General features: G+C 71.4%; 12 protein-coding genes. 8 read left to right on the top strand and 4 right to left on the bottom strand.

Annotated elements, in window-relative coordinates; translation table 11 throughout:
* Positions 1–10: 10 nt before the first annotated feature.
* The 4 genes from ACTWQR_RS00100 to ACTWQR_RS00115 all read left to right on the top strand — a co-directional run bounded on the left by ACTWQR_RS00100 (position 11) and on the right by ACTWQR_RS00115 (position 3,809).
* Entirely contained in the window at positions 11–1,219 is a 1,209-nt protein-coding gene (locus ACTWQR_RS00100) for an ArsA family ATPase (RefSeq protein WP_443224731.1), read from the top strand.
* A gap of 103 nt (positions 1,220–1,322) precedes the next feature.
* Positions 1,323–1,817 carry a DUF5304 domain-containing protein gene (locus tag ACTWQR_RS00105; protein ID WP_443224732.1) on the top strand — a complete coding sequence of 165 codons (495 nt, stop codon included), beginning with the start codon at positions 1,323–1,325 and terminating at the stop codon, positions 1,815–1,817.
* A gap of 53 nt (positions 1,818–1,870) precedes the next feature.
* Positions 1,871–2,824: an ROK family glucokinase gene (locus ACTWQR_RS00110; RefSeq protein WP_443224733.1), complete on the top strand. Its 954-nt coding sequence runs from the start codon at positions 1,871–1,873 to the stop codon at positions 2,822–2,824.
* A gap of 217 nt (positions 2,825–3,041) precedes the next feature.
* On the top strand, positions 3,042–3,809 hold the full coding sequence (locus ACTWQR_RS00115; RefSeq protein ID WP_443224734.1) for an endonuclease/exonuclease/phosphatase family protein: 768 nt from the start codon (positions 3,042–3,044) through the stop codon (positions 3,807–3,809).
* 147 nt (positions 3,810–3,956) lie between these two features.
* Here the strand turns inward: ACTWQR_RS00115 and ACTWQR_RS00120 are convergent, their stop codons facing one another.
* Together ACTWQR_RS00120 and ACTWQR_RS00125 are read right to left on the bottom strand one after the other, a co-directional pair.
* Positions 3,957–4,640, bottom strand: coding sequence for a hypothetical protein (locus ACTWQR_RS00120; protein WP_443224735.1), 684 nt, complete (start codon positions 4,638–4,640; stop codon positions 3,957–3,959).
* On the bottom strand, positions 4,633–5,442 hold the full coding sequence (locus ACTWQR_RS00125; RefSeq protein ID WP_443224736.1) for an alpha/beta hydrolase: 810 nt from the start codon (positions 5,440–5,442) through the stop codon (positions 4,633–4,635). The genes ACTWQR_RS00120 and ACTWQR_RS00125 overlap by 8 nt, the downstream gene beginning before the upstream one ends.
* Before the next feature lie 207 nt (positions 5,443–5,649).
* Between ACTWQR_RS00125 and ACTWQR_RS00130 the strand changes: the two genes are divergently transcribed.
* The 4 genes from ACTWQR_RS00130 (at position 5,650) to ACTWQR_RS00145 (ending at position 9,673) form a co-directional block, all read left to right on the top strand.
* Positions 5,650–6,486: a 1-acyl-sn-glycerol-3-phosphate acyltransferase gene (locus ACTWQR_RS00130; RefSeq protein ID WP_443224737.1), complete on the top strand. Its 837-nt coding sequence runs from the start codon at positions 5,650–5,652 to the stop codon at positions 6,484–6,486.
* A 33-nt stretch (positions 6,487–6,519) separates the two neighbouring features.
* Entirely contained in the window at positions 6,520–7,770 is a 1,251-nt protein-coding gene (gene macS, locus ACTWQR_RS00135) for a MacS family sensor histidine kinase (RefSeq protein ID WP_443224738.1), read from the top strand.
* A gap of 83 nt (positions 7,771–7,853) precedes the next feature.
* Complete coding sequence (locus ACTWQR_RS00140; RefSeq protein WP_443224996.1) at positions 7,854–8,501, top strand: response regulator; 648 nt, start codon at positions 7,854–7,856, stop codon at positions 8,499–8,501.
* 143 nt (positions 8,502–8,644) lie between these two features.
* Positions 8,645–9,673, top strand: a complete 1,029-nt coding sequence (locus tag ACTWQR_RS00145) for a 6-phosphofructokinase (protein WP_443224739.1) — start codon at positions 8,645–8,647, stop codon at positions 9,671–9,673.
* 161 nt (positions 9,674–9,834) lie between these two features.
* On the opposite strand, the gene ACTWQR_RS00150 is transcribed toward ACTWQR_RS00145, so the two are convergent.
* Both ACTWQR_RS00150 and ACTWQR_RS00155 read right to left on the bottom strand, forming a co-directional pair.
* A complete protein-coding gene (locus tag ACTWQR_RS00150; protein WP_443224740.1) occupies positions 9,835–11,736 on the bottom strand; it encodes an anthranilate synthase family protein in 1,902 nt (633 codons plus the stop codon).
* A gap of 105 nt (positions 11,737–11,841) precedes the next feature.
* Positions 11,842–11,898, bottom strand: coding sequence for a trp operon leader peptide (locus ACTWQR_RS00155; protein WP_082319877.1), 57 nt, complete (start codon positions 11,896–11,898; stop codon positions 11,842–11,844).
* Between the last annotated feature and the right edge of the window lie 35 nt (positions 11,899–11,933).

Consider the following 11,933-nt stretch of genomic DNA (forward strand, 5'->3'; position numbering starts at 1 on the left):
GTTCATCCCCATGCGCACCATCCTGATCACCGGCCCCGGCGGCTCCGGGCGTACGACAGTCGCGGCGGCCACCGCGCTGGCGGCCGCCCGCCAGGGCACCCGCACTCTGGTGCTCTCGGCCGACCGCACCGACACCCTCGGCGGCGTCCTCGGCACCCCCACCGGCGGGACTCCCGCCGAGGCCGCGCCGGGCCTGACGGCGTGGCGGCCGGACGCGACCGAAGGCTTCCGGGCGGACCTCCTCGCCTTCCAGGACCGATCCGCCACCGTCCTGGACCTGCTGGGCGCCGCCCGCCTGGACGGTGAGGAACTCACCCCCCTCCCCGGTGCCGAGGAGCTCGCCCTGCTCCGCGCCCTGCGCGACGCGTCCACGGCGGAGACGTACGACCTCCTGGTCGTGGACCTGCCCCCCACCCCGCAGGCACTCGCTCTGCTGGCCCTGCCCGAGGAGACGCGCCGCTACCTCCGCCGCCTGCTCCCCGCGGAGCGTCAGGCGGCCCGCGCCCTGCGCCCTGTCCTCGGCCGTCTCGCCGGGGTCCCGATGCCGGCGGACTGGCTGTACGAGACGGCCGCCCGCTGGGACGTCGAACTCGCCGCGGTCCAGGCGGCCGTCGAGGACCCGGCCACGACGGTACGACTGGTCGCCGAACCGGGCCCGGCCGGCACCGACGCCGTACGCACCGCCACCACCGGCCTCGCCCTGCGCGGCCTGCGCACCGACGTCCTGGCCGCCAACCGCGTGCTGCCCGACGCGTCCCCCGACACCTGGCTGGCGGCCCTCGCGATCCAGCAGCGCAAGGCCCTGGACGAGTGGCGCGACGAGTGGGGGAAGACCGAGCAGCGGGAGGAGACGTACGACGTGCGTGAGATTCCGCACCTCGGCCGTGACCCGCGCGGTGCCGAGGACCTCGCCGCGCTCCGCGTCCCCCCGGCGGGTGACGCCCCCGGCCCTGTCGAGTGGCCCGTCACCGACGGCCTCGGCGAGGACGGGGGCGACAGGGTCTTCGTGTGGCACCTCCCTCTCCCCGGCGCCATACGCGAGGAACTCGACCTCGTCCGGCGCGGCGACGAACTCGTCGTCACCGCAGGGCAGTTCCGCCGGATCGTGACGCTCCCCTCCGCCCTGCGCCGCTGCACGGTGGACGGCGCCTCCCTGCGCGACGGCAAACTGCGCGTTCGCTTCACGCCGGACCCGGAGCTGTGGCCACGGGGAAGGTGACCGAGTCCCGCCCATGGGCGCGGACACAGTGGCGGAGACCGTGAACGGCATACCCCCGTTCGGGTAACGTCGAGAGACACAGAGCCAATGCTTGGAGTCCGCCATGAGCGATGAGCGCCCCACGTCCGATGCCGCGGAGGACGCGCTCGACAAGGTGCGAGACGACGTACCGGACGAGGTGCGCGCGACCGACGCCGATGCCTGGGCGAAGGCGTGCGCCGAGGACCTCGCCGCGGAGAAGGCCCGCCGCCGCACCCAGTACGGTCAGCCGCCCGGCTCGGCCGCCGAGGAACTGCGCAAACTCGTCGACACCGTCGCCGACAAGCTGTCCGGACTGCAGTCGCCGCTCTTCGGCGCGGTGGCCGGCGGCGCCGCCCAGCAGATGGTGAACCAGGTGGTGCAGCAGGCCAAGGCCGCCGTCGAGCCCGTCATAGAGCGCAACCCCGACGTGTTCGACCACCTGGCCGCGGCCGGCTCCGAACTGCTCGCCGCGTACCGCTCCGCCGTCGAGGCACAGGAACGGCGCTGGACCCAGGACACCGCCCCGCGTCCCAAGGGCGAGGGCACCGGTGCCGGGGAACACATCGACCTCGACTGAACACGCTCGGGTACGGTTGGCCATAGCGGGGCTCGACCGAAACTGAGGGATTCATGGGACTCACCATCGGCGTCGACATCGGCGGCACGAAGATCGCGGCCGGTGTGGTCGACGAGGAAGGCAACATCCTCTCGACCCACAAGGTGCCGACCCCCAGCACGCCGCAGGCGATCGTGGACGCCATCGCCGCGGCCGTCGAGGGTGCCCGGGCCGGGCACGAGATCGTCGGCGTGGGCATCGGTGCGGCCGGCTACGTCAACCGTCAGCGCTCCACGGTCTACTTCGCGCCGAACATCGACTGGCGGCAGGAGCCGCTCAAGGCGGAGGTGGAGGCCCGCGTGGGCCTGCCGGTCGTCGTCGAGAACGACGCGAACGCGGCCGCCTGGGGCGAGTACAAGTTCGGCGCGGGCAAGGGCCACCGCAACGTCATCTGCATCACCCTCGGCACGGGCCTCGGCGGCGGCATCATCATCGGCAACAAGCTGCGCCGCGGGCACTTCGGCGTCGCCGCCGAGTTCGGTCACATCCGGATGGTCCCGGACGGCATCCTCTGCGGCTGCGGTTCGCAGGGCTGCTGGGAGCAGTACGCGTCCGGCCGGGCCCTCGTGCGGTACGCGAAGCAGCGGGCCAACGCGACGCCCGAGAACGCGGAGATCCTGCTCTCGCTGGGCGACGGCAGCCCCGCGGGGATCGAGGGCAAGCACATCTCGATGGCGGCCCGCCAGGGCGACCCGGTGGCCGTGGACTCGTACCGCGAGCTCGCCCGCTGGGCGGGCGCGGGCCTGGCCGACCTGGCCTCGCTCTTCGACCCCTCCGCGTTCATCGTCGGCGGCGGCCTGTCGGACGAGGGCGAGCTCGTCCTCGACCCGATCCGCAAGTCCTACAAGCGCTGGCTCGTCGGCGGCAACTGGCGCCCGGTGGCCGACGTGATCGCCGCCCAGCTCGGCAACAAGGCGGGCCTGGTGGGCGCGGCGGACCTGGCCCGGGAGCCGGACCCGATCATGTGATGCCCTCCGGACGACGTGCCCCGTGCCCCGTAAGGGGCGCGGGGCTGCGTCATTGTGCGGCTCCGCCGCGATGGGGGTCGTGCCCCCGCTCACGGTGGTCCCCCCGCTCGAGCGAAGCCGAGAGTGGGGGAGAAGCCGAGAGTGGGGGAGCGAGCAGCCCCCACCGGCCCGCGGGAAACCGCCGGCCTGAGACTCCTCGGCATATATCTTGATCACTATGCCGACCAGCCCTTCAGCCAGTCCGCTACCCGAATCCCGTACTGAGCCCGACGGCTCCGCCGTCATCCGCGTGCTCAGCTACAACATCCGCTCCATGCGCGACGACACCGACGCGCTCGCCCGCGTGATCAGCGCCTGCGCACCAGACCTCGTTCTGGTCCAGGAGGCCCCGCGGTTCTTCCGCTGGCGCAAGAAGCTGGCCCGTCTCGCGAGGGTGTCGGGGCAGGTGCTTCTCTCGGGCGGAGCCACGGCGTCCGGGCCCGCCCTCCTCTGCTCGCTGCGGGCGACGGTCGAACGGACCGACGACGTGCTCCTGCCCCTCACCCCGGGCCTGCACCGGCGCGGCTTCGCCACGGCGGTCGTACGTTTCGGGGGTGCGCGGATCGGCGTACTGAGCTGCCACCTCTCCCTTCAGAAGGCCGAGCGGTACGAGCAGGGCGGCATGTTCCTGGACCGCCTCGCCGCACTGGGCACCCCGCACGTCATCGCGGGCGGCGACCTCAACGAACGCCCGAACGGCCGCACTTTCAAGCGTCTCGCCACCGAACTCCAGGACTGCTGGGCCGTCGCACCCTGGGGCGCGGAGTACACGTCCACCCCGGCCGACCCCCACCAGCGGATCGACGCGCTCTTCGCCACGGAGGGCGTGGAGGTGCTGGGCTGCGGGGTGCCGCTGGGACAGCCGGGAGTGACGGAGGCCGACTTGAGGGCGGCCACGGACCATCTGCCGGTCCTGGCCGCCCTCAGGGTTCCCCCGTCGTCGTGAGGCCTTGAAGCCGTCGCTTCGCCGTGGAGGAACTCGTACGTCTGGGCCCCCGGGAACCCTGCCGGGTTCCACTCAGCCGAGGGACGTACGTGAGGGCCCGCCCGGAGCGTCTCCGGGCGGGCCCTCACGTACGTGTGCGAACAGGCGTCAGACCACGGCACCGCGCCCCGGGTCGTCCTCGTCCTCGTCGTCGCCGCGCATCCGCGCGACCAGCGTGGCGAAGCCGCCGAGGAATCCGCCGATGCCGAGGGTGGCCAGCCACCAGGTCATGTCCCAGCCGAGCAGAACGGCGAGGAGGAGCAGGAGCGGGCCGCCGATCACGGCCAGCCAGGCGAACTTGGCCGTCGTGTCCGCGGCGGGCAGCGGCGGCGGCTCGGGCGGCACGAAGTGGCCCTCGTCGTCCTCGTCGAAGTCCTCCTCGGCCGGCTCGGGCGCCGAGTAGTCCCGCGGACCGGAGAGGGCGGGCGCGAAGGAGACGGAGCTGCCGAGCGGCTTCCCGGAAGCGGGCTCGTCCTCCGCCGCGGAATCATCGCCGTCCTTGGCGGCCTCGCCGCCCTTGGCGGTGTCCTTTGTGTCCTCGGCGCTCTTCACGTCCTTGGTTCCTTCGGAACCCGTGGAGCTCTTCGTGCCGCTGTCGTTCGTCTCGGGCTCCAGGAGCGCCAGGTCCTCGACCGACTTGAAGGGCTTGGCGCCGGGCGGGTCCGGCGGCTCGTCGCCGTACCCCGCGACGATCGCCTCCCACGCCGCGGCCTCGTCGAACGACGGGCCCTGCTCCTCGCCGGGCGCCGCGTCCTTCTCGTCGGGCTCGCGGTCCGCGTCGTGCTCAGCCACTGATGGCCGTCCCTTCCTGCTGCCCCGCCTGACCCGCGTCGGCCTCCTTGCCGGCGCCGGGTGCGAGCCGGGAGACGAAGGCGAAGCTCTCCTCGAAGATCCGGTCCGCGTCGTGGTCCAACGTCGCGACGTGGTAACTCTGTTCCAGGAGTATCTCCGTGACATCCGTGGATGACACCCGACTGAGGATGCGAGCCGAGTCGGCGGGCGGCACGACATGGTCCTGCGGGCTGTGCAGGAGCAGCAACGGCTGGGTCACCTGGGGGAGCTCGCCGTCGACCAGCCGGTAGAAGTTCCGCATCGAGTGCGCCGCGTGCAGGGGCACCCTGTCGTAGCCGATCTCGATGCCGCCCTCCTTGGCGATGTCGCTCGTGATGCCGTGCACCGTCCTGACGAGATGCCGGAGCACCGGCAGGGCGTACGCCGACAGGCCGTGCACCTTGTTCGCGGGGTTGACGACCACGACGCCGCTGACCGCGTCCCCGTGCTTCGCGGCGAGCCGCAGGGTGAGCGCGGCGCCCATGGAGAGGCCGAAGACGAAGACCCGGGAGCAGCGCTCGCGCAGCCCGCGCAGCTCGCGGTCCACCTCCGCGTACCAGTCCTGCCAGCCGGTGATCTGCATGTCCTCCCAGCGCGTGCCGTGCCCGGGCAGCAGCGGCAGCGCGACGGTCAGACCGCGCTCGGCGAGATACTCCGCCCAGGGGCGCAGCGACTGCGGGGAACCGGTGAAGCCGTGGCAGAGGAGGACCCCGACCTCTCCGCCCTCGTGGCGGAACGGCTCGGCTCCAGGAAGGACCGGCACCTTCGGTCTCCTGTTCGTCAGAGGGGCGTGTTCTTGGTGGAGCGGCGTGCCCGTACGGGGTGACGCGACGATCACCCCGAAGCTTCGAGGCCTACTTCACCGTACGCGACCGCACTGACACCGACCAGGGCCGTCGGGTCCTTTGACAGCGCCCCGGGTTAAGGTCTGATCGACGACACAGGAGGCACTCGGGTGATCTATGGCGCCATGAAGTTTTCCGTCGGAGGGCCGCTGAAGCTCGTCTTCAGGCCCTGGGTGGAAGGCCTCGAGAACATCCCCGCCGACGGCCCCGCCATCCTGGCGAGCAACCACCTGTCGTTCTCGGACTCGTTCTTCCTGCCCGCGGTCCTCGACCGCAAGGTCACTTTCATCGCGAAGGCCGAGTACTTCACGACGCCCGGCATCAAGGGCCGGATGACCGCCGCCTTCTTCAAGGGCGTCGGCCAGCTGCCGGTGGACCGCTCCGGAGCGCGCGGCGCGGGCGAGGCGGCCATCAAGAGCGGCATCGAGGTCCTCGAACGCGGTGAGCTGTTCGGCCTCTACCCCGAGGGCACGCGCTCGCCCGACGGCCGCCTCTACCGCGGCAAGCCCGGCGGCCTCGCGCGCGTGGCGCTCGCCTCCGGCGCGCCCGTCATCCCGGTCGCCATGATCGACACCGAGAAGATCCAGCCGCCGGGCAAGGTGATGCCCAAGCTGATGCGCCCGGGCATCCGCATCGGCAAGCCCCTGGACTTCAGCCGCTACAGCGGCATGGAGCACGACCGGTTCGTCCTGCGCGCGCTGACCGACGAGGTCATGTACGAGATCATGAAGCTCTCCGGACAGGAGTACGTCGACATCTACGCGACGGCCGCCAAGCGGCAGATCGCGGAGGCGGCGAAGGCGCAGAAGCAGGCCCAGAAGGAAGCCGAGCAGGCCGACAAGGAAGCCCAGAGGGAAGCGGAGAAGGAAGCCGAGCAGGCCGACAAGGAAGCCCAGAAGGAAGCGGAGAAGGAAGCCGAACAGGCCCGGCAGCAGGCCGAGAAGGAACGGTCCGGCTCCTAGACGGGACCGTCGGGGGATGGGGTAGTGGGGGACATGGCCAAGCGCGAGAGAGTCATGAGAATGTCGGTCGAGCAGCCGCTGTGGCGCGCGCTCACCGCGTATCGCGTCCTGACGATGTTCTACGCGATCGGTCTCTTCGTCACGAAGTACGACGAGTTCGTCCGCCCCGAGGTGGCCATCGGCTACTTCGTGGTGCTCTTCACCTGGACTTTCGCGACCCTGCCCAGGGTCGCCAACGCGGCGAACTGCACCAAGCGGTTCCTCACCGCCGACCTGACCATCGCGCTCACCGGCATCCTGCTCACACCGGTCGCGGACGCGCAGGAGCGGATCGAGGCCGGCGGCCCGACCCTCCCGTCGATATGGACCGCGGGCTCCGTGCTGGCCTTCGCGATCAAGGGCGGCTGGCGCTGGGCGGCCTTCGCCTCGGCGCTCGTCGGGGTCGCGAACATCGTCCAGCGCGGCGCGGCCAGCCAGGACACGATCCACAACGTGCTGCTGGTCTGGGTCGCCTCCATCGCCATCGGATACGTCGTCGAGGTCGCCCGAGCCTCCGAGCGCACCCTCGCCCGCGCCCTGGAGATCGAGGCCACGACCCGCGAGCGCGAGCGCCTCGCCCGCGACATTCACGACAGCGTCCTTCAGGTCCTCGCCATGGTGCAGCGGCGCGGCTCCGCGCTCGGCGGCGACGCCGCGGAACTGGGACGGATGGCGGGCGAGCAGGAGGTGGCGCTGCGCACGCTGGTGTCGGGCGGCCTGGTGCCGGTCTCGCGTGTGTCGGAGGACGTGACCGAAGGCGCCGTGGTGCGCGCGGTGGAGGTGCCGGACGAGCCGGGCACGGACGACGACGCCGGCCCCTGCGACCTGCGCTCGCTGCTGGCCCCGTACGCCACCGCGAGGGTGACCTTCTCCGAGCCGGGTGCCCCGGTGACGCTCGCGCCGGCCCGCGCGAAGGAACTGGCCGCCGCTGTCGGTGCTGCCCTGGACAATGTCCACAGGCACGCGGGGGCGGACGCCCGGACGTGGATCCTGGTCGAGGACGAGCCGGACGCCGTGATCGTGACGGTCCGCGACGACGGACCGGGCATCCCCGAGGGGAGGCTCGCCCAGGCCGAGGGGGAGGGACGCCTCGGTGTGGCCCTGTCGATCCGTGGACGTCTGCGCGAGATCGGGGGCACGGCCGAAGTGATCTCGGTCCCGGGCCAGGGCACGGAAGTGGAACTGAAGGTACCGAAGGACTCGAAGGACCCGAAGGGTTCACGGGGGAAGGCGGAGCGGCGATGACGAGGGCCGCGGACCAGCAGGGCCAGGATCAGGATCAGGGCCGGGGGCAGGATCAGGGGCAGGGGCAGGGCGTGATCAGGGTCATGGTGGTCGACGACCACCCCATGTGGCGCGACGCGGTCGCCCGCGACCTGGGGGAGTCCGGATTCGACGTCGTCGCCACGGCGAGCGACGGCGAGCAGGCCGTGCGCCGAGCGCAGGCCGCCGGGCCCGACGTCCTCGTCCTCGATCTGAACCTGCCCGCGAAGCCCGGCGTCCAGGTCTGCAAAGAGCTGGTCGGGGCCAACCCCGCCCTGCGCGTCCTGGTCCTCTCCGCGAGCGGCGAGCACGCCGACGTCCTGGAGGCGGTCAAGTCGGGGGCGACCGGCTATCTGCTCAAGTCGGCCTCCACGGAGGAGCTGATCGACGCGGTGCGCCGCACGGCAGTCGGCGACCCTGTCTTCACGCCCGGGCTCGCGGGCCTGGTCCTCGGCGAGTACCGCAGACTCGCCTCCGAGCCCGCGCCGGGCCCGGGCGCCGACGAGCCCAAGGCCCCGCAACTCACCGACCGTGAGACCGAGGTCCTCCGGCTGGTCGCCAAGGGTCTGAGCTACAAGCAGATCGCCGAGCGCCTCGTGATCTCCCACCGCACCGTCCAGAACCACGTGCAGAACACCCTGGGCAAGCTCCAGCTGCACAACCGCGTGGAGCTGGTGCGCTATGCCATCGAGCGTGGCCTCGACGACGCGTAAACCGGCCGATGCACACCATCGAGTGAAAGTGAGTGATCAACGCCCGCACAATTCACCGAAATTGACCTTCCAGCCCATGCCGAAGTGACCTGGATCACTATTAGCGTGAGTCCCATCAGCCAACCGCGGCGAAGGGATTTTCCATGCGGGTCGGAGTACTGACCGGGGGCGGCGACTGCCCCGGACTCAACGCCGTCATCCGGGCCATCGTCCGCAAGGGCGTGCAGGAGTACGGCTACGACTTCACCGGCTTCCGGGACGGCTGGCGGGGTCCGCTGGAAGGCGACGCCGTCCGGCTCGACATCCCCGCCGTGCGCGGCATCCTGCCCCGCGGCGGCACCATCCTCGGCTCCTCGCGCACCAATCCGCTCAAGGTCGAGAACGGCATCGCCCGGATCAAGGAGAACCTCGCCAAGCAGGAGGTCGACGCGCTGATCGCGATCGGCGGCGAGGACACGCTGGGCGTCGCCGGGCGCCTCACCGACGAGTACGGGGTGCCCGTCGTCGGCGTACCGAAGACCATCGACAACGACCTGTCGGCCACCGACTACACCTTCGGCTTCGACACCGCCGTCGGGATCGCGACCGAGGCGATCGACCGCCTGCACACCACCGCCGAGTCGCACATGCGCGTCCTCGTCTGCGAGGTCATGGGCCGGCACGCGGGGTGGATCGCGTTGCACTCCGGCCTCGCGGGCGGCGCCAACGTCATCCTCATCCCCGAGCAGCGCTTCGACATCGACCAGGTCTGCGCCTGGGTCACCTCCCGCTTCAAGGCGTCGTACGCCCCGATCGTCGTCGTCGCCGAGGGCGCGATGCCCAAGGACGGCGACATGGTGCTCAAGGACGGCTCGCTCGACTCCTTCGGGCATGTTCGCCTCTCCGGCGTGGGCGAGTGGCTGGCCAAGGAGATCGAGAGGCGCACCGGCAAGGAGGCCCGTACGACGGTCCTCGGCCACGTCCAGCGCGGCGGCACGCCCAGCGCCTTCGACCGCTGGCTCGCCACCCGCTTCGGCCTGCACGCCATCGACGCCGTCCGCGACGGCGACTTCGGCAAGATGGTCGCCCTCCGCGGCACCGACATCGTCCGCGTCCCCATCGCGGAGGCGACGGCCCGCCTGAAGACGGTGGATCCGAGGCTGTACGAGGAGGTGGGCGTGTTCTTCGGCTGAGGCCATCGGTGTCTTCGCCCCGCTCCTCGAACGCCGGAGAGGCTGATTTCCAGCCTGTCCGGCGTTTGAGGAGCGAGGCCGTTCAGGCCGAAGCGGGGGTCTGGGGGCGGCAGCCCCGGGGACGGGACGGGTAGGCGCGAAGGGGCGAGAACCCTCCTCGACTACACAGCCGGCCGCCGCTCCGAGAACGTGCTGGTACCCGCTCCCTCGGCCAGCTGACCCACCAGTTCCCGCACAACGTCCGTGCCGCGCAGCGTCAGCACCGACTCCGGGTGGAACTGAACCCCCGCGAAGCCCGGCCCGCGCAGCGCGTGCACCTCTCCCGCCCCGCTGCGGCTGACCTCGACTCCATGGGCCGCCAGCTCGACCGCGGCCTCGTCGTCGCACCGCGCCACGAAGCTGTTGTAGAAGCCGACGGTCTCCGTCCGCCCGAAGAGGTCGATGTCCGTCTGGGCGCCCTGGTACGGGACTTCCTTCCGTACGATCTCCAGGCCCAGCTCCGCCGCGATCAGCTCATGCCCGAGGCAGACGCCCAGCACCCCGTGCCGGTGTTCGCGGATCACCTCGGCGGTGAGGCCGCGCAGGAACGCCATCTTGGAGTCCGTCATGTCCGAGGGATCGCCCGGACCGGGGCCGAGGACCAGCGGCCCCTCGTGCTCCCGGACGGCCTCCCGCAACCCCGGCTCGTCGTACCGCCGGACGGTCACCTCGAGCCCCGACGAGCGCAGCAGATGCGCGAGCATCGCCGTGAAGGTGTCCTCGCCGTCCACGACCAGGGCATGGCCCTCCAGCTCGGCCGACCGCTCCTGCATCCGCAGCCAGAACGGTGCCAACGAGGCCCGGCGCCCATCGAGCGCGGCCCGCACCCGCGGGTCGTCCGCGAGCCTCGGCCGTACGCCCTCCTCGCCGGGCCGACCGGGCCGTACCCCCAGAGCCGCCAGCACCCCCGCCGCCTTCGCATGCGTCTCGGCGACCTCACTCGCCGGATCCGACCCCCGTACGAGCGTCGCACCCACCGGCACCCGCAGCCGCCCTCGCGCATCGATGTCGGCGGTCCGGATGAGGATGGGGGAGTCGAGGGTCTGGGCGTCTCCGGAATCCCGCCCGATCAGCGCCAGCGCACCCGCGTAGTACCCGCGTCCGACACCATCCCGCCCAAGGGGCTCGTACCGCTCGATGACCCGGCAGGCGTTCTGCACGGGCGACCCGGTGACCGTGGCGGCGAACATGGTCTCCTTCAGCACCTCGCGCACATCCAGCGACGACTTGCCCCGCAACTCGTACTCGGTGTGCGCGAGATGGGCCATCTCCTTCAACCGCGGCCCGATCACGACACCTCCCATGTCGCCGACCGTGCACATCATCTTGAGCTCCTCGTCGACGACCATCGAGAGCTCCTCGATCTCCTTGCCGTCGGCGAGGAAGTCCAGCAGGTCCTCGGGGGTCGGACCGCCGGCCGGGTAGCGGTACGTCCCGCTGATCGGGTTCATGACGACGGTCCCTCCGGACATCCGGACGTGCACCTCGGGACTGGCCCCGACGAGGGTGCGGTCTCCCGTGTGCACGACGAACGTCCAGTACGCGCCCCGCTCACCGACCAGCAGCCGCCGGAAGAGGGCCAGCGCGTCGGCCCGCCCGAACCCCGGGATCTCGCCCTCGTACGTACGCCGGATGACGAAGTTCGCCCCCTCGCCCCGCCCGATCTCCTCGCGCAGAACCCGCCCGACGATCCCGGCGTACTCGTCGTCCCCGACGTCGAAGCCACCGCCCTCGACGCTCACGTCGTGCGAGGGCAGCTCCAACAGGGCGTGTTCCAGGGGGACTTCGTACGTCTCCTCGGGGACCAGCACCGCCAGCGGCGTGCCGTCGTCGCGGACGTCGAAGCCGCGCTCCCGGATCTGGCGGTACGGAATGAGGGCGAGGCCCTCGGGGATGTCGGCCAGCCGCTCGTACTCGGAGACCGGGCCGAGCAGCAGCTCGACCGTAGTGTCGTCGTGGCCCGGCGTGCGGCGGCGCAGCAGGGCGAACGGGCGGGGATCGTCCAGCAGGTCGAGCAGGTTCATGGGTCCGTGTTCCCTCTCGGAGTCTGGGGAGAGGAACGGCCCTGGTCGCGAAAACACCGAAGGCCGCCCCTCGGGCGGCCTTCGCGAAGTCTTGCGTACGCGCAGTCAGTGGGCCGCCGGATGAGCGGTCCACCACCAGGTCTGGATCGAATGCGCGAACATGCGCGGCACCCTACCCGATTCGGCTGCCGGACGGG

Origin of the sequence: Streptomyces sp. 2A115 (genome assembly GCF_052245575.1) — a bacterium.
Classification (GTDB): domain Bacteria; phylum Actinomycetota; class Actinomycetes; order Streptomycetales; family Streptomycetaceae; genus Streptomyces.